A 20,975-nucleotide genomic window follows, 5' to 3' on the forward strand; every position below is an offset into this window, starting at 1 on the left:
TCCGTCCCAGGGCAGCCGATGGACATTTCTTCCTCCTTCGGGGTGACGTCGCTCGCCCCCTCGTGGCGCGAGCAGCGGGCGCTACCCGTCCGTCCATTCCACGCTAGAGTTCCGGCCTTCGACGCCCTAGATGCTCGAGCGGCCCTCATGACCGAATCGCGACCCCCCCTCGGCGAATCGCGCGCGGAGTTCGAGTCGGCGGTGCGCCCGGTGCTCCCTCGGCTCTATCGATTCTGCGCCTCGCTCTGCGGCGCGCGAGACCAGGCGGACGATCTGTTCCAGAACGCGTTGCTCAAGGCATACCTGCACGCGGCGTCCTTCGAGGGACGCTCCGATCTCGGCGTCTGGCTCTGCGGGATCGCTCGGCACGAGTACCTGGAGGCTTACCGGACCGAGGCGCGGCGCCGCAGCCTGCTCGATCGCCTCGTCGAGGTGTGCACCGACGCGCTCGGCATCCTCCCTCGCTCCGAGGTCTCGAGCCCGGAGGCGGCCGCGATCTTGAGCCAGGACACTGGAGTGCTCCTTGCGTGCCTCCAGGAGTTGCCGGAGGAATTTCGCACCGTGGTGGTGCTCTGCGACATCGAGGAAGTGGGTTATGACAGCGTGGCCGAGCTCCTCGGGATCCCCAAGGGGACGGTGAAGAGCCGCCACGCCCGAGGGCGCGCGCGGCTGCGCGACGCCTACGAGCGTCTGGCAGCGCCGCGCGTCGTCGCGGCGCGGGAGGGTTCGACGTGAGCGGGCACGGCCGCGATCTGCCTCCGATTCCGCGGGATCTCGAGGCGAGCGTGCAGGCGCTGCGCTCGATGAACCCCTCCGATGCGCTCGTCGAGCGCGCGCTGAGAAAGCTCCCCGAGCGACCGGAGCGCCCGGCGGCGGCAGAAGGGGCGCGGTCGCAGCGGGCGAGCAGCCCCTGGGGGTGGAGGGCCCTCCTCGCGGCCCCGGCGTTCGCGGCGTTGGCGAGCGCCGTCTTCGTGGCGGACGACAGGGACGCGACATCTCCGGCGATCGAGCGCTCCGAGGAGCGTGCCATCGCCTTGCCTGAAGAAGGGCACGCGTGGATGCACCTCGATCTGTGGACCCACCGCCACGCGGACGAGCCGGCGGTGGTCCAGCTCGAGGTGCCCGAGCACGTGCGCGTGCGGTTGCCTGACGGCGATGGTGGAGCGCTGGAGCAGCACTGCCAGAAGCAGCGCTGCTCCCACAGGCTGACGCGCTACCGCGGCGACGCGCCGCTCAGCGTGGCCGTCGCTCAGCCGGGCCGGTACGAGATCCACGTCCATCACGAGTCGAACGAGGCGCGCGTGCGCGAGCGCTTCCTTCTGATAGCGGCACGCGATTGAGCCCAGCGTGACGTGTTACCGAAGGAGCTTCGCCTGCATCGGCATCGGCATATCACCGATCTCATCGAGCAAGAGCGTGCCCCGCTCGGCCGCTTCGACTTTGCCCTTCGCTCGCTCGCCCCGGTGAACGCGCCGCGCTCGTGACCGAAGAGCTCGCTTTCAAAGAGTGCGTCGGGGATGGCCGCGCAATTGATGGGCACGAACGGCCCCCAGGCGCTCCGAAAGCTCGTGCGCGCGCCTCGCCAAGCACCTCCTTGCCGGAGCCGCTCTCGCCGATCAGCGTCAGGGTGACGTCCTTCGCGGCGACGGCGCGAAGGATTTGGTCCGCCTTCTTCATGGCGTGGGAGCGCATGATCGGCTCAAACACCACGTCAGGTCGTCGTTTTCGCTCTCGTACGCGAGAAAAATGTTGCGCGATCTGGTCGCAACCTGCAAGCCCGACGACGAAACCGGCTCCGGCGATCCACGTCGCCCCCTCAACTGGCGAAATTCGTCGGCTGTTCGCCGTGGAAATGCCGAGAAAGCACGCCGCTTTGAGCGCTCCTGGCGCGGCTCACGGCCAGCCCGTGCTCCGGCACGAATCCTGCTGTGCACGAAGCCCGCTGTGGCGGAAACCATAAACGAAGGTCCCACGACGAACCGCGCGCTCCGCGCCTGGGTCCAGGCGATCGCCGAACACACGCGACTCGCACGCATCCGTTGGTGCGACGGCAGCGAGGAGGAGCGGACCACCCTCGAGCGCGACATGGCGCTTTCCGGTTCGTTCATCGAGCTGGATCCGCAGACCCCCCCTCGTTCATTCCTGCATCGTTCGGATCCAACGGACGTCGCGAGGACGAAGCACCTCACCTTCATCTCGACGCCACCACAGGAGATCGCGGGGCCCACGAACCACTGGATGGGCCGAGAGTTGCTCAAGGCATACCTCAACGCGGCGTCCTTCGAGGGGCGCTCGGACCTCGGCGTCTGGCGCTGCGGGATCGCTCGGCACGAGTACCAGGAGGCCTACCGGACCGAGGCGCGGCGCCGCGGCTTGCTCGATCGGCTCGTCGAGGTGTGCACCGAAGCGCTCTGTATCCTGCCTCGCGCCGAGCTCTCGAGCCCGGAGGCGGCCGCGATCTTGAACCAGGACACCGAGGTACTCCTTGCATGTCCAGGAGCTGCCAGAGGAGTTTTGCACCGTGGTAGTGCTCTGCGACATTGAGGAAGTGGGCTATGATAACGTGGCCGAGCACCTCGGGATCCCCAAGGGGCCGGTGAAGAGCCGCCACGCCCGCGGACGCGCGCGGCTGCGCGATGCCTACGAGCGTCTGGCGGCGCCACGCGTCGTCGCGGCGCGCGAGGGTTCGACGTGAGCGGGCGCGACCGCGATCTGCCTCCGATTCCGCGGGATCTCGAGGCGAGCGTGCGGGCGCTGCGCTCGATGAACCCATCCGATGCGCTCGTCGAACGCGCGCTGAGCAAGCTCCCCGAGCGACCGGAGTGCCCCGCGGCGACAGGCGGCGCGCGGTCGCAGCGGGCGAGCTGCCCCTGGGGGTGGAGGGCCTTGCTTGCAGCCCCAGCGCTCGCGGCGTTGGCGATCGCCGTCGTCGTGGCGGGCGACAGGGGCGCGACATCTCCAGCGATCGAGCGCTCCGAGGAGCGTGCCATCGCCTTGCCTGAGAAAGGGGACGCGTGGATGCACCTCGATCTGTGGACCGACCGCCACGCGGACGAGCCGGCGGTAGTTCACCTCGAGGTGCCCGAGCACGTGCGCGTGCGGCTACCTGACGGCGATGGTGGAGCGCTGGAGCAGCACTGCCAGAAGCAGCGCTGCTCGCACTGGCTGACGCGCTACCGCGGCGACGCGCCGCTCAGCGTGGCCGTCGCTCAGCCGGGCCGGTACGAGATCCACGTCCGTCACGAGTCGAACGAGGCGCGCGTGCGCGAGCGCTTCCTTCTGATAGCGGCACGCGATTGAGCCCAGCGTGACGTGTTACCGCAACCCGCGCGAGACGACGCGCCCGCTCGGCGGCCCGTGAAGCACGCGATCCGGCGCGTCGCCGGATCGACACAGGCGAGCTGGACCCAGCCGTTGCCGATGAGCTCGCGCGTAGTCCGGGCGGTGAACGCAACTCCTCTTCAAGGGGTACTCCTCGCGGGCGCTCGACCGCTTCCGGGGTGAGCCTTCCAGGTTGGTAGGAAGCGCCTTACGGGAAGGCGCTCCGGTTCACTTCTTCGACGGCCTCTGCTCTCCACGAACACGCCCACTTGGCACCCGCACGCGCCCCGCTGCGACGTAGCGTTGCACCGTCCTCAGGCTGATCCGAAGTCGCGCCGCTGCCTTGATCTTGTCGCCCCCGTCGCGCTCCAGTGCCGCCTCGACGATCTGCTGGATGAGCGATTCCAACCCGTCGTCGAGGTCGAGCGCGAGCGAGGTGCTGGCGCGCGACACGCCCGCGGCGGCATCTTCGGGCACGACCAGCGAACGGACGCTCTCGGGCAGATCGGCCACGCGCACCTGCCGCCCATCCCGGAGCAAGCAGAGCGTCTCCACGACGTTCCGGAGCTCGCGCACGTTGCCAGGCCAGTCGTAACGGAGCAGCAGCGCCTTGGCCTGCCGGCTGAACCTCGGCGGGCGAACCCCGTGTCGCGCCGAGTGCTGCGCGGTGAACTGATTCAGCAGGGGCGCGATGTCAGCGCGTCGCTCACGCAAAGCGGGGACATTGAGCGTGATGCCCTGGATTCGATAGAACAGGTCGGCGCGAAAACGACCCGCGCGCACCTCCTGATCGAGGGGTCGTAGCGTGGCAAACATCAACCGGACATCCGCCTCGATCTTCGTCGCGCCGCCGACGCGCATGTACCGGCGGTTCTCGAGGAATCGCAGGAGCTTCGCCTGCATCGGCATCGGCATATCACCGATCTCATCGAGCAAGAGCGTGCCCCGCTCGGCCGCTTCGACTTTGCCCTTCGCTCGCTCGCTCGCCCCGGTGAACGCGCCGCGCTCGTGCCCGAAGAGCTCGCTTTCAAAGAGCGCGTCGGGGATGGCCGCGCAATTGATGGGCACGAACGGCCCCCGCCGGCGCTCCGAAAGCTCGTGCGCGCGCCTCGCCAGCACCTCCTTGCCGGAGCCGCTCTCGCCGATCAGCGTCAGGGTGACGTCCTTCGCGGCGACGGCGCGAAGGATCTGGTCCGCCTTCTTCATGGCGTGGGAGCGCATGATCGGCTCAAACACCACGTCAGGTCGTCGTTTTCGCTCTCCCACGCGAGAAATACTGAGCGATCTTGTCGCAACCTGCAAGCCCGACCGCGAGATCGGCTCCGGCGATCCACGTCGCCCCTCGACTGGCGAAATTCGTCGGCTGTTCGCCTTGAAAATGCCGAGAAAGCGCGCCGCTTCGAGCGCTCCTGGCGCGGTTCACGGCCAGCCCCTGCTCCGGCACGGATTCTGCTGTGACCAAGACCAAGACCATGAACGACGCTCCCACGACGAACCGCGCGCTCCGCGCCTGGGTCCAGGCGATCGCCGAACACACGCGACCCGCACGCATCCGTTGGTGCGACGGCAGCGAGGCGGAGCGGACCACCCTCGAGCGCGACATGGCGCTCTCCGGTTCGTTCATCGAGCTGGATCCACGGACCCACCCTCGTTCATTCCTGCATCGATCGGATCCAACGGACGTCGCGAGGACGGAGCACCTCACCTTCATCTCGACGTCACGACAGGAGGACGCGGGGCCCACGAACCACTGGATGAGCCGAGAGGAGGCGCAGACGCGCGTATGGTCGCTCTTCGCAGGCGCGATGAAGGACCGGACGATGTACGTGGTGCCGTACCTGATGGGCCCCGCGGGGTCGCCCTTCAGCCGCGTCGGGGTCGAGCTTACCGACAGCCCGTACGTCGCTCTCAACCTCCGGATCATGACGCGCATGGGCCGCGCGGCGCTCGGTCACCTCGGCGCTGCGGAGAGCTTCGTTCGTGGCATCCACAGCCTCGGGGACCTCTCGCCGGACAGGCGCTTCGTCGTCCATTTTCCCGAGACCCTCGAGATCTGGAGCATCGGCTCGGGGTATGGCGGCAACGCATTGCTCAGCAAGAAGTGCCATGCGCTGCGCATCGCGAGCGCGCAAGCGCGCGCGGAGGGCTGGCTCGCCGAGCACATGCTCATCCTCGGCTTGACGAGCCCCGAGGGGCGCACGCACTACGTCACGGCTGCCTTCCCGAGCGCGTGCGGCAAGACCAACCTGGCGATGCTCGTCCCCTCGCTCCCCGGGTGGAAGGTCGAGACGGTCGGTGACGATATTTGCTGGATGCACCCGGGCAGCGACGGACGGCTCTGGGCCATCAACCCGGAGAACGGCATGTTCGGCGTCGCGCCAGGGACCAGCCTCAAGACCAACCCGAACGCGATGCAGTCGCTCACGCACGATGTGATCTTCACGAACGTCGCGCTGCGCGCGGGCCGTCGCGTATGGTGGGAGGGCATGTCCCAGCTCGACGAGCATGAGGTCATCGAAGACTGGCGCGGCGCGAAGTGGACGAAAGGCGCCGCGACGTCTCCCGCCGCGCATCCGAACTCGCGCTTCACCGTCCCGCTGCGGCAGTGTCCCAGCGCGGCAGGCGCGTTCGACCTCGCCACGGGGGTGCCGATCTCGGCCATCCTCTTCGGGGGGCGCCGATCGAAGCTCGCCCCTCTCGTCTACGAAGCGCGGAGCTTTCGTCACGGCGTCTACGTCGGTGCGACCATGGCGAGCGAGACGACCGCCGCGGCGACCGGCGCCGTCGGCGTCCTCAGAAACGATCCCATGGCGATGCTCCCCTTCTGCGGGTACAATATGGGCGATTACTTTGCGCACTGGATGGCCGTCGGAAAAGGGCTCAGTCGTCCGCCGAAGATCTTTCATGTCAACTGGTTCCGGACGGGGGACGACGGGCGCGTCCTGTGGCCCGGGTTCAGCGACAATATCCGCGTCCTCAAGTGGATCCTCGAGCGTGTCGAGGGCACGGCGGCCGCGCGCGAGTCCGCGATTGGCCTCCTTCCGCATGAACGGGGAATCGATCTGACCGGGATGGACCTCTCGAAAGACGCGCTCTTCCAGCTGCTCGCGGTCGACAGCGGCGCCTGGTTGAAGGAGGCCGACGGTGTCCTCGAGTTCCTTCGCAAGTTCGCGGATCGACTCCCCGCGGCGCTGCTGACCGAGCACCGATCGCTCGTCAAGCGGCTGCACGATTCGCTGCATTGAGCTGAGCAGGGAGGACCCGTGGAAGACCATACCAAACATTCGGCGGCGAACGTCTGCCGCGACCAAAACCATTCCTCCGTAGATGGCCGCGCGGCCGGACCACTGGCAGGTGCCGTCGCGCAGGCGCTGCGAGCGGGGCGCAGCCCCAGAAATCACGACTTCGACCGCTTCCTTCCCGACGAGCTGCGCCGCGTCTCCGCTCAGTTCTGGACGCCGATCGAGGTCGCTGTTCGCGCGGCCCAGTGGCTGGACGAGCTCGACGTTCGCACCGTCGTCGATGTCGGGTCGGGCGCCGGCAAGTTCTGCGTGGCGGCGGCGCTGGCGGGACGCAGCCACTTCACGGGGATCGAACAGCGATCTCGGCTCGTCACGGCGGCGCGCGGCCTCGCGCGGGTCTACGAGATCGAGGACCGCGTTCGCTTCGTCGAGGCCGCCCTGGGGAGAGCGGAAGTTCCTCGCGCGGACGCCTATTACTTCTTTAACCCGTTCGGCGAGAATCTCTTCGGACGAGAAGACCACCTCGATGAAGACGTCGAGCTGGGGGTCGATCGATACCAGCGCGACACCGCGGCCGCCGAAGAGCTCCTCAACGAGGCGCCGCTCGGGACCTATCTCCTGACGTACAACGGATTCGGCGGGCGGGTACCGGACAGCTATGACGAAGTCCGCGTCGATCGGGAGCTCCCGAACGTCCTGCGGATGTGGCGAAAGGCGCGCCTCGTGGCTGCCGGTCCGGGTCTACGCGCGGACGAGCTCTGATCACCACGACGACGCGCGACGCACCGTCGCGCGTCACGCGATCCCGAGCAGATCGAGTATCGCGTTCACGAAGGTGAGCGGGTGCGGCGGACACCCAGGGACGTAGAGTGAAGGGCCGACGCTCTCCAGGAAGCCGCGGTCGACGCCCACGGCGCCGTCGTAGAGCCCCCCGGAGATGGCGCAGGCCCCCACGGCGACGATGAACCGCGGCTCGGGCATCGCATCCCAGGCCAGCTGAACCGCCTCCTTCATGGTGCGCGTGAGCGGACCTGTCAGGACGAGCGCATCCGCGTGCCGCGGAGAAGCCACCCACTCGATCCCGAACCGCTGCACATCGAAATTGACGTTGGTGACGGCGTTCAGCTCGAGCTCACAGGCGTTGCAGCCGCCGGCCGAGACCTGGCGCATCTTCAGAGACCGCCCGAACAACCTCGAGAATGCCGCGGAGGCGCGGACCCGCACGATCTCCTCTTCACCCTCTCGAACCGTGAGATCAGAGGGCTCGTTCCCGCCCATCCTCGGCTCCGGCGTGAACTCGATCTTCGCCTCGGGGCAGCCCTCCGCGCAGGCGTCGCAGAAGACGCAGCGGCCCAGGTCGAGCGTCACCGGAGCCAGTCGGATGGCCTGGGTCGGGCACGCGTCACGGCACGCGCTGCAATCGGCCGCGCACGGGCCGCGATGGATCCTCGGGCGACCGCGGAACCCGGTCGGCGTTGCCTTGCGGAGATCCGCGATGGCCTGCGTGCCCTGGGAGGCACGTACACGGAGCGACAAGAACATGCTCATAGATCATTCCCGCAGTAGGAGAGGTCGAAGCTCTTGTTGCAGATCGGGAAGTCAGAGATCTCGTTCCCGCGCACCGCGAGGGCGAGGCCCATCCAATTGCGGAGCGATGGATCCTGGACCTTGTAATGGACCACCTCACCGTGCGCGCCGGTCTCGATGCAGTGGACGACCTCTCCCCGAAACCCCTCGACGACCGCGATGGCGAGCTGGTTCGGCGCGAGCTCGCCGATCGCTAGCCGCGGGCGCTCCCAGTTCGCGTAGAGCGCGATGACGGTCGACACCCACGACAGGGACGCTTCGATCTCCGCGATGCGGACACGCGCGCGTGCCCAGCAGTCGCCGTCCGGCAAGACGGCGGGCTGGATAGGCACCACGCTGTATGCCCCGTGCTCCGTGAGGTGGCGCGCGTCGAGCTCGATCCCCGAGGCGCGCGCGGCCAGCCCGACGAGCCCGAGCTCCCGCGCTTGCGCGGTCGTCAACGTTCCCGTGGAACGCAGGCGGTGCTGAACCGTTCGCGCCATGAGAAAGCAATCGTTGATGATCGGCAGATCTGCTTGAAGCAGGTCGAGGTTCGCCCGAATGTCAGGCAGCGTCTCCGGCGGCAGCCGCATCCGGACTCCGCCGGGGCGCAGCGCTCCTTTGCCGAAGCGGCTGCCACATAGCCGCATCATCGTGTTGATCGCCGTGGTTCGGAGTCGGCCGTACGTCGTCGCTCCCTGCAGAAATCCGACGTCCGCCGCCATCCCGGCGAGCGTCGACAGGTGCATCGCGACCCGCTCGAGCTCGAGGGCGACCGCCCTGGCGAGCTCGACCTCGATGTCCAGCCGGCATCCCGCGAGGCTCTCGAGGGCGGAACAGTGCGCCCATGCGTGAGCGACGCTGGTATCTCCCGCGATGGTCTCGATGAGCGGGGTCAGGCTCCGCGGGTCACGCTCGAGGAGGCGGCGTTCGACGCCACGGTGCTGATAACCGAGATGGATCTCCAGGTGATGCACCTGCTCCCCGAGGCACATGAAGCGAAAGGAGCCTGGCTCGATCACCCCGGCATGGATGGGGCCGACAGCGACCTCGTGCACCTCCTTCCCTTCAATCTTGTAGAACGGGTGCGAGCTCATCGCCGACTGCTCCTGCCCCTCGTAGCGGATCGGCTTGAGCCACGGATGTCCGGCGATCCGCACGCGGGTCTGCTCGTGGAGCTCGCGCTCGAAGCAGTGAAGCGCGGCATGCTCTGTCGTCATCTCGTGGTACCCGCGCTCCGCGGCCACCTCGGTCCTCGAGACGTGCAGGGAACGGTCTGACGCCTGAAGGACCGCCGTGACCGCGACGCGGTCGACGTCGCGCCTGCCGTACAGCGTGACCACACGCATGTCCGCGCGGAGCTGCTTCAAGAGCTCGTCGCGCCACGGTCCCGGCTCGAGCCTCGGGATCGCGCCGACGGCGGCCTGGTGGACGGTCATCGACTCCTTCACGGCCCCTCCAGGCATACAGCCACCTGTGCGAGCAGCGCGTTGATGGGCGGCGGGATGTAGACGCCCAGCACGACCAGCGCGACGAGGAACCCGAGCTTGGGCAGAGCGACCGGCAGGGTCTGCCGAGGCCAGCTGCGCTGCCTCGTGGGTTCACCCCAGATCATCGGAAACACCGCTCGTCCCGTCGCCACGAACGTCATCGTGATCAGCACGCAGAAGGCAGCGAAGACGAGCATCTGCCCTGAGCCGACGAGGGCAGACAGGATCAGAAGCTCTCCGAGAAAGCTGCCGAACGGGGGAAAGCCGAGCAGAGCGAAGGTGCCGACCATCAAGAACCCACCGCTGTACGGGAGGTCCTCGATGAGGCCCGATATCGCGCGCGTGTCCTTGGTATGATAGTGAGCCTTGATCGTGCCCGCCGTGAGGAAGAGGAGCGCCTTGATGAAAGCGTTGCTCAGGACGTAGAGCAGAAGTCCGTAGAACGCTGACTTGCCGACGCCGAGGCCGATCGCGATCACTCCAGCGTGGTTGATCGACGCATAGGCGATGAGGCGCTTCAGGTTGCGAGTCGCTATGATGCCGACCGTCGACACGACGACCGAGACGATGCCCATCGTGAGGAGCTCGCCTGCCAGGAGCGCCGCATGGGTCGGTCGGAGCACCTGAACGACGCGGAAGAGCGCGACGAGGACGCAGTTGAACTGGATGGCGCCGAGGAGCGCCGCGACGGCCGGCGGGGCTTCGTCGTAGGCCTCCGGGAGCCAGCTGTACATCGGCGCGAGGCCGAGCTTGGTGCCCAGCCCGAGGAGCGCCAGCGCGGCCCCGAGCTTCGTCCAGTTGTTCACCGGGATCGCGGGAGGCGCGAGGAGGCGATCGAGGAAGAACGTCGGAGCCTGGCCGCCGGACTCGAGCCCGCGCCCGAGGCAGATGAAGCCGACGAGGAGCACGCCGAGCCCGACGGACGAAAAGAGCAAATAGCGCCATGACGCTCGATGAGACGCGGGTATGCCGGGTCGCACGATGAGGGGCGCGGCCGCGAGGGTGGTCGCCTCGAGCGCGATCCAGAGCAACACCAGGTGATTCGCGAGCAGCGCCGCGTTCGCTGCAGCCAGGAACAACAGAGCCAGCCACACGAACCGCGCGACGTCCTGGCGGAGCGCCGGGGTCGTGTACACCCGATGCATCACGTACAAGGAGATGCCGAGGAAGATCGAGTCCACGACGGTCATGAAGAGCCGTGAAGTCGCGTCCACGCGAAAGAAGCCCCCGAGGAGGCCCGGGACGTCGGGGGACGTCGCGGCTCCCATGATCGCGAGGGCGGTTGTGATCGCAGAAGCGCCGACCAGGACCAGCGTGGCTCGCTCGCGGGCGGCGCGCGCGAGGAGCGCCACGGATGCCAGCGCTGGAAGCAGGATGAGGGCGATCGAGCTCATAGCGTGGGCCCCTCCACGGGGCTCTCGGGCTGCGCGACGGTGCTCGCGCCGAGCATCTTGAGATACCAGCGATAGAGTGCGATCGTCACCGCGGCGACGGCGACCTGACCGAGCTGAATGGCGAGCGTGTCATGCTCATGCGCGCCGCCGAGCTCGAACAGGGCAATCGCGTTCTCGATGCGAAGAACACCCACCATCTGGCTGAACGGACCGGATTGCGTCGATAGCACCAGGAAGCCGAGCAGCACCCCAGCAGCAGCCACCGCGACGAGCGTTCGCCGTTCTCCGTGCTCGGGGACGAGCGATTCGGAGAAGTTGAAGGCGAGGAGGACGATGCCGAGGGCGATCGTCCAAGAGAGCAGGTTCGGCGAGATGACGTCGTTGCGCCTGGGCGCGTCCTGCGATCGAAGCACGCGGTAGAGCGCGATCGGCGCGGCGAGCCCGCGCAGGAGGACCAGATCGCCCAGGGTGACCCAGTCACCCACGGTGTCGAGGTCCGGATTCAGGCGGTACGCCACCCACCCCATCAAGAACCCTTGACAGGACAGGCCGACCAGGCTCGTACGCCACGTCGCGACGAACAGGGGGATGAGCAGCACGCCGAGCAGCGTATTCAAGAGAGGGCTCATTCGGGGCCCCCCGCCCGCCACACCGTCGCGAGGAGCGCGACGACGCCAGCGGCGAGCGCGACGACGATGTACTGCGGAACAGAGCGTAGCTTCAGCCGGGCTACCAGGGATTCGATCGTGCCAATCACGACGCCGGCCGCGAGGGTCAAGGCGAGGTTCGCGGTGGCGCAGGCCGCGCCGCCGAAGCCCGCCCACGGGTTGAGGAGCGTCGCGACGATGGACGCGCCGACGAAGAGCTTGATCGCGGAGCCGAGGTGGATGCACGCGAGATCCGGGCCGCTGTGGTCGAGGATCATGACCTCATGCACCATCGTGAGCTCGAGGTGGGTCGTCGGGTCGTCGACGGGCATGCGCGCCGTCTCGACCTGAAGCACGATGAGCATCGCCACGACCGCGGCGCCCCAAACGAACGCGGATGCGCCGGCGTGGAGGTGCGGCGCCAGCGCCTCGTGCAGGGTACGTCGGCCCCCGACGAAGCTCAGCGCGCCGGTGACGAGGAACAGCGCAGGCTCGAGGAGCGACGAGAACACGGCCTCCCGCGCTGCGCCCATCCCCTCGAACGAGCTCCCCGTGTCGAGCGCGGCGAGCATGACGGCGACGCGGCCGAGCCCCCACACGTACGCGAACCACACGAAATCGAGCTGGAACGACGCGAGGGGCGTCGAACCGAGGAGAGGCGTGATGAGGGCGGAGCCCACCGCGGTTGCCAGGAACACGTACGGCGCGATCCGGAATAGCGGCGTCGTCGTCGTGCTGTAGACGGACGATTTCCGGAAAAGTCGCCTCACGTCATGGGCGAGCTGAAGGACCGGCGGTCCCTTGCGCCCGGACCACAGCGACTTCACGCGGTTGATCACACCGGTGAGGACGAACGGCATGACGACGAGCGCGGCGATGTTCGCGAGGCGGGTGATCATCATCGGCCGACCCCTCCGATCACCATCGCTCCGATGATGACGAGCGCGACGAACCCTGCGGAGAACGCGAAGCGCGGCTGTTCTGGGATGCGGTCGAAGGCTTGAGCGATGAAGCTCTCTCCGTGCCCGAGCACCTCGAACATGCGGCGCTCGACGGCGTCGACGTGGTGTGTTGAAAGATGGCCGGGCTGCTGCGGGAATGGCCCCTCGGGCAGCCGCTCCCTTCGAAGCGACGGCAAGAATGATGCGAAGATACGCGTGAATTGCTCGGAGAATGAGCTCCCCGTGTACTGCATGCGAGAGGAGGCGGCGGTGGTTCCGCACCCCCATGTGACGCTCCGCCGCGCCGCTAGACCTCGACGCCAGCCGATCACGCCGGCGACGAGCAAGGCGCCAGCGAGCGCGCGGCTGGCCCATGCGAACGGGGTGAGCAGGGCTGGCAGCGTGCTCGCGCTGGACTCGATGGGAAAGAGCCTCAGCGCGGCGCCTATCGCTGCGATGCCCAGGTCTGGAGCGACGCCGATGGAGATCACGAACGCGGCGTGAACCACCATGGGCCAGAGCATCGAACCCGGCGCGTCCTCGCCGACGTGGAGCCCTGGCTCCCGGGGCACGCCGAGGAATGTGAGGCCGAAGGCCCGCGTCATCGACAGCGCGCTCACCGCGCCGACGAAGGCCAGCGCCGCCGCCGCTGCGATGGTCGCCACGCTGCCTTGACTGGAAGGCGCGCGCCCCGCGAGGAGCCCGGCGTAGATCAGGAGCTCGCTGACGAAGCCATTGAGCGGCGGGAGCGCGGAGATGGCCAGGCATCCGATGAGGAAGAGGATGGATGTCCGCGGGAGGCGCTTCGCGAGCCCGCCGAGCCGCTCGAGATCGACCGTGTGCGCAGCGCGGTAGATCGCTCCAGCGGCGTAGAACAGGAGGCACTTGAACAGCGCGTGATTCAGGATGTGCAGGAGGCCGCCACCGAAGCCGCACAGGGTCAGCTCAGGGACTCCCCAGGTCCATCCCAGGTATCCCACCCCGAGGCCCATCGCGGCGATGCCGACGTTCTCGGTCGACGAGTACCCGAGCAGGCGCTTCAGATCGCGTTCGGCCGACGTGGAGAGGACGCCGAAGAACGCGGAGAGCGCGCCGAAGCCGAGCACGCTCCATCCCATCCACTCGTCGGGTCGTCCCATGAGCAGCGTGAAGCGGAGGAAGGCGAAGAGGCCGGCCTTGTGAATCACGCCTGACATGAGCGCCGAGATGTGCGCCGGCGCCGCGGAGTGGGCCCGGGGAAGCCACGTGTGAAACGGAAAGAACGCGGATTTCAGCGCGAACGACGCCCCGAGGAGCAGGAAGAGCGTCCCCCGCGTCGGGTCCTGGCTCGACAGGAATTCGCCGAACACGGCGAGGTCCATGGAGTCGGTCTTGCTGTGGAGCAGCATGAACGCCGCGACGAGGACGAAGAGCCCGACATGGGTTGAAATGAGATAGTTGAAGCCGGCGAAGCGGATCTTCTGGTTGCGGTAATCCCAGATGACGAGCAGCCACGCTGCGAGGGCGGCGATCTCCCATCCCAGCAAGAACACGAGGGCGTTCTGCACCGAGTAGATCAGCACGAAGGACAGGGCGACCATGTTCAAGAGAGCGAAGTGTGGGCCGCCGTTCCTCCCTCGATCGAAGTAGGGGCGGAGGTATCCGACGGCGTAGATCGTGCCGAGCAGCGTCATCGGGAGGGACCACGCGAGGAAGAACGCTCCGAGCGCGTCGACGCGGAACGCCATGCTGTCGATGGGCGTCGGCCAGCGCCACACGATCTCCAGCGCGTCGCCGCCTCGGAGGATGGGGACGGCGCTCGCGAGCACGAGCGCGGCGGCCATCGCCTGCGAGGCGATCGCGGCCGCGCCGCGAGCGCCGTTCGAGCGCAGGCCCAGCGAGAGCGCCGCCCCGACGAGCAGCACGGGCACGCTGAGGAGCAGAGATCCCGTCACCTTGCTGTCCTCCCGCGACGTCGGTTGGCGCGTCGCGCCGCGCCGGCAGGAGGTGAATTCCGCCGAATGATTGAAGCAGTCATATGGACTCCGAATGAGCGTGCGCGCGAAGAGCGTCGAGGATGGTCCAGCCAAACGCCGGCTTCGGCAGCACCATGGGTGGCAAGGAGCGGCCGTCTGGCCCCAACGCGGAGCGAAAGGACTGTGGTGTGCCCGTCACGAGGAGAATGAGGAGCCTCGGTCGCGCGCTCCGCAGCGACGTGATGAACGTCACGATGTCGCCGGGATCGAAGTCGTCGGGAAACAGAACCAGGGCGGTCGCCGCGGGCGCCATCCTGTGCGCGTCGTTCAAGGTCCTCTTGCCGTTCGACGCAACCCCGGCCTGGCTGAAGTAGGCATGAAGCGCGTCGATCGTCTCGGGATTGTCCGCGACGACGGCGACGTGGAGCAACCTGGCGGAGGAGCGGTTTGCCATGGCTGCCCGGGCGTCTAGCAAGCCGTGGGCCGCCTCGTGAAAGGCGCAAGAACCTTGAAGACGCGCCTATCGCGATGGAAGAGCCGACGACCCTTTCGGAGAAGAACGGCACAAAACGACAGATTGACGCGACAAATTCGAGCTGATCACCTGAATTTCGTCTTGATCAAGCCGAATTTTGATGCGATGGCGCCTACTTGACCGCTCCGAAGGCCAGCCAGCGAGGCAGCGTCGCGTCGGTCTCAGCGCCGTCGGAGCGCCGCTCGCCCGGGGTTGGCCGCTTGTTATGCCGTCGGAGCGCGCTGCTCGCCCTGGATTGGCCGCGTGCTACGCCGCCGGAGCGCGCCGCTCCCCCTGGATTGGCCGCTCGGAGAGGCCGCATAGGTGACGCCGGATGCTGCCGGCGTCTCCCCGGCGCGCATCTCGCCAAGACCGTGCGCGCGCCGCGGTCAGGTCTGCCGCTCCGCGCGCTTGGCCTCGTCCCAGTAGCCGTCGAGCTCCTCCAGCGTGAGCGTGTCGTGGGACGCCTTGACAGGCCAGCCCCCGTGCCGCTCCATGACCCGCCGTTCGACGTGATCGAAGCGCCGGGTGAACTTGTCGATCGTCCGACGCAGGGCCCCCTCTGCGTCGACGCCGGCGTGGCGCGCCAGGTTCCCGAGCGCGAAGAGCACGTCCCCGAGCTCCTCCTCGATCGCGGCGGAATCGCCGCTATCGAGGGCCCGATCGAGCTCCCCGAGCTCCTCGTCCACCTTCGCGCGCGAGCCCCGCGCGTCCGGCCAATCGAAACCCACGCGCGCGACCTTCTCGCCCACCCGCTGCGCCCGGGTCAGCGCCGGCAGGCTGCGGGGAACGCCGCCGAGCACGCCGCGGTCCTTCCCCTGCCTCGCCCGCTCGTCCGCCTTGATGCGCTCCCAGTTCTGAAGCACCTCGTCGGCGTTCTCGGCGCTCTCGTCCGCGAACACGTGGGGGTGGCGCCGCACGAGCTTCTCGCAGATCGCAGCGATCACGTCGTCCGGCCCGAACGCCCCCTCGGCCCGGGCGAGCTCGGCCTGGAAGACGACCTGGAGCAAGAGATCGCCGAGCTCGGCGCACAGCTCCTTGCGGTCGCCGCCGTCGATGGCGTCGATGACCTCGCACGCCTCCTCGAGCACGTAGCGCCTGAGCGTCGCGAAGCTCTGCTCGCGATCCCAAGGACATCCGTCCGGTGCGAGGAGCCGCTGCATCAGCTCGACCATGCGCGGAAACGTACGACCGACCTGCTCGGGGAGCGGCGGTGCCTGCACGGGCTCGAAGGAACGAGGCATGCAGTGCTACTAGCGCAAACCGCCCCCGCTCCGGAAGCGGAGGCAGACGAAGAGGAAGAGGAGACGATGCAGGGCGCGCTATCGCAGAGCGTCATCCTGGCTTCCGAGGCCGTAGCATGAGAAAAGTACGGAGGGCATCGCGGCTCCGACGACGAGGACGACCATGAAGAGCGCAGGCTGTGTGGTGCTGTTCGCGATCGCCGGCTGCTCGCAGGGGGTGTGTCGGAGCATCGGGAGCGCGCCGGGCGCGGCGCCGAACCCGGGAGCAGCGGCGGAGGAGCCCGTGACGGCGGCCCCGGTCAACAGCGGCGAGCAGGAGGTGCTGGACGAGGAGATCACCCCGCTGCGCAAGGGCGGGCGCCACCTCATCGCGGAGCCGCCGGACGACGCGGAGGAGGTGACGTACGCCGCATGGATCGCGGCGGCAGGGCTCGCCGCGCAGAACAGGCAGCCGCCGCCGGCCGCGCCACCGGGGTTCGCGCTGCGGGCGGTCCGCGGGCGCGACCTGTGGGTGTTGTCCGAGGACGGCACGCGCCGCCGCGGGGCAGCCGCGGTCGTGCTGCGCGTAGGAGCGGCCGTCCCGCTGATCGTCGAGGCGCCGCACACGTTCTTCGATCAGGGAACGCTGCCCGTCGCGCTGGCCATCTTCGAGGCGCAACGGGCGCGCGCGCTGATCGTGAATACGTCGCACCGGTACGGCGGGGGTCCCAACCCACGCAACGCCAGCGCGGACGAAGACGGCGCAGAAGGCGGGCGCCCCAACCTGGGTGCCGCTGTCGGAGGCGGGCGCCCCAACCTGGGTGCCCCTGTCGGGGGCGGGCGCAACCCGGGTCACACCGCGGAGGGTGACGAGAGCACGGATGGCGCTGGTCGCGAGGACGGCGGTGATGAAGCCGTCGACGGCAACACCACGAATGACGGCGCCCAGGGCACCGGCGGCAGCGCTCGTGGAGATAACCGTGCTTCCAGAGAGCGGCTGATTGCGTCGCTCGCCTTCGCCGACGTCGCCCACGCCGAGCGTTCGTTCTTCCTGTCCGTGCACCGGGCGCTGCTCCAGAGCTTCCCCGGCACGCCCACCGTGCAGCTGCACGGCTTTCAAGACCGTTCGGCTCCGAATGCCGCCATTATCGCCAGCGCGGTGGGGCAGGGCGCCGCGCTGGACCGGCTGCTCGCCCCTCTACGGGCGTTCATCAACGATGGAAAGGTCCTCGCCTACCCCACGGAGATCGATAGGTTGGGCGGTGCCACGAACGTGCAAGCACGCTGGTCGCGTCAGATGGGCGCACCGTTCTACCACGTTGAGATGTCCCGAACCCTGCGCGACAAGCTGATCGTGGATACGGATTTCCGGCGCCGCTTCGCGGCGGCCTTCTCGGGGCTCACAGTCGGAACAAGTCGGATGCGCGACCCAGGTTGACCGCGACAGTATTGTCCGCAACGGCCCGGCTCAACGGATGCCATGCATGCCTTCTGCACGGCGAGCCGCTCCAGATCGTCCCAACAACCGGTGAACTATCGGCGTCCGCTGATCAAACGCAATCAGCGTCACCCGGGCCGTTCCATCCGCGATCGACACCGCATCCCCCGTTCGTGGGCGTGCGCGCAGCGCCCTATGAACACTTCGCCCGCCCGCGTCAGCTCCTCCAAACGGATGCTCCCACGAGACAGCAACGACCCGTCGGAGCCGCCCCTTCCTGTTCTGCGCCGCTGTGAAGCTCGCCACCCGATATCTACACGGTAAGCCCGAAATCGCTCGTGCTGGCGCCGTGGAACGTGCACATCCACCAGGTCCCCGCCGGAAATACCACACTGCGCACGCCGGCGCGCCACCGTTCGAGCGCCGCGCGGTACGACGCGCGAAACGCCCGCACAGCGGCGCCAGCGATTCGTCGTGCGTCCCCCTGCTCGCGGCCGACGGCAAAGGTCGGATTGCGCTCACCCAGCGCCTCAAAGCTCGTTACGCGCTCGTACGGAGAGATCTTGATGACTCGCTCAGCACCGAGAAAACGACGCCCCTGCTGCTGCAGCGCCGAATGGGCCTGCGCCTCTTGTACGTTGAGTTCGACGGCGACCTCGTGGCGAAAGTCATCGACGCTGTCCTGCTCTACCGCCGGTGGCAACGCGAGAGGTAACGTCACTTCCTCGGGCCACTGTGGATTCTCCGGGTCAAGATACGCCACGGGACGCGCCGCTCGCAGCACGCCGCAGCCGAGCTCTCCCACATCGACTTTCGCTCCCGGCCACTCACGCGCATGCCGGACGAGGCCAGCGGCTACAGGGTTTGCGAGTACATAGGCTATTTTTTCCACCACGGCAGCGCGCGTCAGGAGTCGCACGACGCTCGTGGCCTCGTGGTCCCATACCGGTCCTTCCCACGCGCGAAGCACCTTGGTCCCGAGCGCCACAATACGATGAAAGAACTGCAAGAAGCGCGGCAGGACTCCATTCACGTCCGTCACGACCAGGTGCAGATGCGTCGACATTGCGCAGAACGCGTGAACCGCGATCCCGAAGCGCGGGGCCGAGACCGCGAGGGCGTAGACCAGGAGCTGGGTGATGGCTGCGTCGGGGCGAAAGAGCAGGTGCCGACGCAAGACGCGACGGGTGATCATATAGGTAGCGCCGGGCGCGATCTCGCGGGGGTGGCTCATGGCCCGTCCACATCAACAAACGCTGTGCCAGAGATCGCAGTCAATCATTTCAAGAAATTGCCGTGCCCCGCAGGTGGCGGCTCCTACGCCAGGGGTGGCGGCCGCCATGCCACTCGGATCGCCCGACCCGGGTAGAGTTCGTAAAGTCCACCATAAAGTCCGCAACGTGGGTCGGGTCGCCGCGGCGGCCGCCATGCCACTCGGATCGCCCGACCCGGGTAGAGTTCGTAAAGTCCACCATAAAGTCCGCAACGTGGGTCGGGTCGCCGCCGCCGCCGGCCTCGCAACCTGGGTCGAATCGCGCGCGGGTCGGCGTCAACCTGAGTCGGGCCGCCGGAGTCGGGCCGCCGCCAACCTGGGTCGGGTCGCGGCGGTCGAGCCGCCGCGGTCGCGCCGCGGGTCGGGTCGCAAGGTCGCGGGACGCGAAAATTACACGAGCAGCGCCGGAATCTGGTCAGGTCCGAACGCGGCCGCGCCGCGCGGCGCCGTTGAGAACGTCGGTTGCACGGTCGGATCGGCCCGCAGCGCCGGAAAGCGCTCGAGCAGGAGCGACACGCCGATCCTCGCCTCCATCCGCGCAAGCGGCGCCCCGACACAGTAGTGCGGACCGCCGCCGAAGTTCAGCATCCCCACGGGTCGTCGATGGATGTCGAAGGTCTCCGGTCGCGGGTAGATCTCCTCGTCGTAATGGCGAGCGATCAGCGACAGGTAGAGGATCGTCCCCGCAGCCAGCGTCTCGCCGCTGATCGTCGCCTCACGCTCGACGAACCGCACGATGCCCGCCGCGCTGTTGCACCAGCGGGTCGACTCCTCGATGGCCTGCGGCAGGAGCGAAGGTTGCTGACGCAGCTGGTTCATCGCGTCGGGGTGGGCGAGCAGCGCCACGAGCAGGTTGGCCAGCATCCAGCTGGTCGTCTCGTAGCTGGCGAGGATCAACGTGAGCACGACCCCCTCGCACGCCTCCACTCCGCCCAGGCCCTCCGCGACGATCGCCCGCGCGATCTCGCCGAGCAGCGTATCGCTCGGGTGCGCCACCTCGCGCTCGGCGATCTCCCGGAGCTGCGCTTCCATCGCGGCGTGGGCGCTCCGCCCTTCGGCCACGACGACGGGATCCTGCGGCATCACGACGCTGCGGATCATCTTGCGAATCAGCACGTCATTCTCGGCGATCCGCTCCTCCGGGAGTCCGAAGAGGGCGCTCGTCACGCCCATGGGCATCGACATCGCAAAATCATCAAAAAGATCCGCCCGCTCCTTCCGCACGAGCCGTTCCACGACCCTGCGCGCCACCGGGGTCACGGTCGCCTCCTCGTAGCGGGAGATCACGCGTGGGGAGAGGACCGCGTTGAAGAGCCGCCGCATGCGCGTGTGCGACTCCCCGTTAAGCGTCACGAGCGTCCCTTTCATGATCCCGGTGTCGTAGGCCCGGGTGCTGAAGGTCTCGCTGTCGCGCAGCACCGCGGCCACATCGGCCCCGCGGAGTACGACCGGCACGCCGAGTCCCTCGTCGAAATAGACGGAGTGCTCCCTCGCCGCAGCGGCGAGATGGATCCCGAACGCCGAAGGGTCTTTCGAGGTGAAAGAAAATAGATTCTTACGAGGCAGCATACATAAAACCTAGTATTCCATATCGAAACGCGGATCAAGCCGCTTTGCCATGACTTCGGCTGGGACGTAGGTGTGGAAGAGCGGTTATTGCGGATGCTTCTCCCACGTCGGCTTCGCGTGCGGGCCCTGTAGGTGCCCCCCGCCTGGTCTTGGGTCACGCCCGCACCGTGGTCACGTGGTCACGCACGCACCGTGGTTGTGTCGCTGTCGCTGTTGGCCTTGAGAAAGGGCCGGAAGCGGCCAGCAGGCGCGAGTGCATCCGCCATGGACGGTCGCCAGGCCCCATGAGCCGAGCCAGAGACTCATCGTGCCCCGCACCGGCGCTATGGCAGGAGCACAAAACAACAGAGCGCCCATTCGACGGTGGGGGAAACCGTCACCGGCGCTCTGCTTGCGTCTCTT

Annotated in this window: 19 protein-coding genes and 1 pseudogene; 8 read left to right on the forward strand and 12 right to left on the reverse strand. The window is 67.8% G+C overall.

Annotated elements, in window-relative coordinates; genetic code table 11:
* The first annotated feature begins 147 nt into the window (after positions 1-147).
* Together WME95_RS26680 and WME95_RS26685 are read left to right on the forward strand one after the other, a co-directional pair.
* Complete coding sequence (locus WME95_RS26680; RefSeq protein ID WP_437902206.1) at positions 148-735, forward strand: RNA polymerase sigma factor; 588 nt, start codon at positions 148-150, stop codon at positions 733-735.
* Entirely contained in the window at positions 732-1,340 is a 609-nt protein-coding gene (locus WME95_RS26685; protein WP_437902207.1) for a hypothetical protein, read from the forward strand. The genes WME95_RS26680 and WME95_RS26685 overlap by 4 nt, the downstream gene beginning before the upstream one ends.
* 18 nt (positions 1,341-1,358) lie before the next feature.
* Here WME95_RS26685 and WME95_RS26690 read toward each other — a convergent pair.
* A pseudogene (locus WME95_RS26690) lies at positions 1,359-1,644 on the reverse strand (sigma 54-interacting transcriptional regulator); the annotation flags it as partial.
* A 102-nt stretch (positions 1,645-1,746) separates the two neighbouring features.
* Here WME95_RS26690 and WME95_RS26695 point away from each other — a divergent pair.
* From WME95_RS26695 to WME95_RS26705, 3 genes are read left to right on the forward strand one after another with little or no spacing between them, the layout of a single operon-like run.
* A complete protein-coding gene (locus tag WME95_RS26695; protein WP_437902208.1) occupies positions 1,747-2,544 on the forward strand; it encodes a hypothetical protein in 798 nt (265 codons plus the stop codon).
* Entirely contained in the window at positions 2,522-2,695 is a 174-nt protein-coding gene (locus WME95_RS26700) for a sigma factor-like helix-turn-helix DNA-binding protein (protein WP_437902209.1), read from the forward strand. Before WME95_RS26695 ends, WME95_RS26700 begins: the two co-directional genes overlap by 23 nt.
* The gene (locus tag WME95_RS26705) at positions 2,692-3,300 is read left to right on the forward strand and encodes a hypothetical protein (protein ID WP_437902210.1); all 609 of its coding nucleotides are present in this window, start codon (positions 2,692-2,694) and stop codon (positions 3,298-3,300) included. The genes WME95_RS26700 and WME95_RS26705 overlap by 4 nt, the downstream gene beginning before the upstream one ends.
* A gap of 249 nt (positions 3,301-3,549) precedes the next feature.
* Here WME95_RS26705 and WME95_RS26710 read toward each other — a convergent pair whose 3' ends face one another.
* Positions 3,550-4,542 carry a sigma-54 interaction domain-containing protein gene (locus WME95_RS26710; RefSeq protein WP_437902211.1) on the reverse strand — a complete coding sequence of 331 codons (993 nt, stop codon included), beginning with the start codon at positions 4,540-4,542 and terminating at the stop codon, positions 3,550-3,552.
* 233 nt (positions 4,543-4,775) lie between these two features.
* Between WME95_RS26710 and WME95_RS26715 the strand changes: the two genes are divergently transcribed.
* Together WME95_RS26715 and WME95_RS26720 are read left to right on the forward strand one after the other, a co-directional pair.
* Positions 4,776-6,566 (forward strand): phosphoenolpyruvate carboxykinase (GTP), encoded by a 1,791-nt coding sequence (locus WME95_RS26715; protein ID WP_437902212.1) that lies wholly within the window; start codon positions 4,776-4,778, stop codon positions 6,564-6,566.
* Between the two features lie 18 nt (positions 6,567-6,584).
* On the forward strand, positions 6,585-7,325 hold the full coding sequence (locus WME95_RS26720; protein WP_437902213.1) for a hypothetical protein: 741 nt from the start codon (positions 6,585-6,587) through the stop codon (positions 7,323-7,325).
* Positions 7,326-7,358: 33 nt separating this feature from the next.
* Here the strand turns inward: WME95_RS26720 and WME95_RS26725 are convergent, their stop codons facing one another.
* The 8 genes from WME95_RS26725 to mazG form a co-directional block, all read right to left on the reverse strand.
* Positions 7,359-8,105 (reverse strand): NADH:ubiquinone oxidoreductase, encoded by a 747-nt coding sequence (locus WME95_RS26725; protein ID WP_437902214.1) that lies wholly within the window; start codon positions 8,103-8,105, stop codon positions 7,359-7,361.
* Between the two features lie 2 nt (positions 8,106-8,107).
* Complete coding sequence (locus WME95_RS26730) at positions 8,108-9,568, reverse strand: hydrogenase (protein WP_437902215.1); 1,461 nt, start codon at positions 9,566-9,568, stop codon at positions 8,108-8,110.
* Between the two features lie 8 nt (positions 9,569-9,576).
* Positions 9,577-11,013 carry a proton-conducting transporter transmembrane domain-containing protein gene (locus tag WME95_RS26735; RefSeq protein ID WP_437902216.1) on the reverse strand — a complete coding sequence of 479 codons (1,437 nt, stop codon included), beginning with the start codon at positions 11,011-11,013 and terminating at the stop codon, positions 9,577-9,579.
* A complete protein-coding gene (locus tag WME95_RS26740) occupies positions 11,010-11,630 on the reverse strand; it encodes a hypothetical protein (protein WP_437902217.1) in 621 nt (206 codons plus the stop codon). Before WME95_RS26740 ends, WME95_RS26735 begins: the two co-directional genes overlap by 4 nt.
* Positions 11,631-11,638: 8 nt before the next feature.
* Complete coding sequence (locus WME95_RS26745; protein WP_437902218.1) at positions 11,639-12,562, reverse strand: respiratory chain complex I subunit 1 family protein; 924 nt, start codon at positions 12,560-12,562, stop codon at positions 11,639-11,641.
* Entirely contained in the window at positions 12,559-14,535 is a 1,977-nt protein-coding gene (locus WME95_RS26750) for a proton-conducting transporter transmembrane domain-containing protein (protein ID WP_437902219.1), read from the reverse strand. The genes WME95_RS26745 and WME95_RS26750 overlap by 4 nt, the downstream gene beginning before the upstream one ends.
* Before the next feature lie 79 nt (positions 14,536-14,614).
* Positions 14,615-15,010: a hypothetical protein gene (locus tag WME95_RS26755; protein ID WP_437902220.1), complete on the reverse strand. Its 396-nt coding sequence runs from the start codon at positions 15,008-15,010 to the stop codon at positions 14,615-14,617.
* Positions 15,011-15,459: 449 nt separating this feature from the next.
* The gene (gene mazG, locus WME95_RS26760) at positions 15,460-16,314 is read right to left on the reverse strand and encodes a nucleoside triphosphate pyrophosphohydrolase (protein WP_437902221.1); all 855 of its coding nucleotides are present in this window, start codon (positions 16,312-16,314) and stop codon (positions 15,460-15,462) included.
* Between the two features lie 184 nt (positions 16,315-16,498).
* On the opposite strand from mazG, the gene WME95_RS26765 reads away from it, so the two are divergent.
* Positions 16,499-17,731 carry a hypothetical protein gene (locus tag WME95_RS26765; RefSeq protein WP_437902222.1) on the forward strand — a complete coding sequence of 411 codons (1,233 nt, stop codon included), beginning with the start codon at positions 16,499-16,501 and terminating at the stop codon, positions 17,729-17,731.
* Between the two features lie 313 nt (positions 17,732-18,044).
* Here WME95_RS26765 and WME95_RS26770 read toward each other — a convergent pair whose 3' ends face one another.
* Together WME95_RS26770 and WME95_RS26775 are read right to left on the reverse strand one after the other, a co-directional pair.
* Entirely contained in the window at positions 18,045-18,965 is a 921-nt protein-coding gene (locus WME95_RS26770; RefSeq protein ID WP_437902223.1) for a transposase, read from the reverse strand.
* A 429-nt stretch (positions 18,966-19,394) separates the two neighbouring features.
* A complete protein-coding gene (locus WME95_RS26775; protein ID WP_437902224.1) occupies positions 19,395-20,573 on the reverse strand; it encodes a cytochrome P450 in 1,179 nt (392 codons plus the stop codon).
* Between the last annotated feature and the right edge of the window lie 402 nt (positions 20,574-20,975).

The sequence above is a fragment of the Sorangium sp. So ce327 genome (assembly GCF_051530205.1).
Lineage (GTDB): Bacteria > Myxococcota_A > Polyangia > Polyangiales > Polyangiaceae > Sorangium > Sorangium cellulosum_B.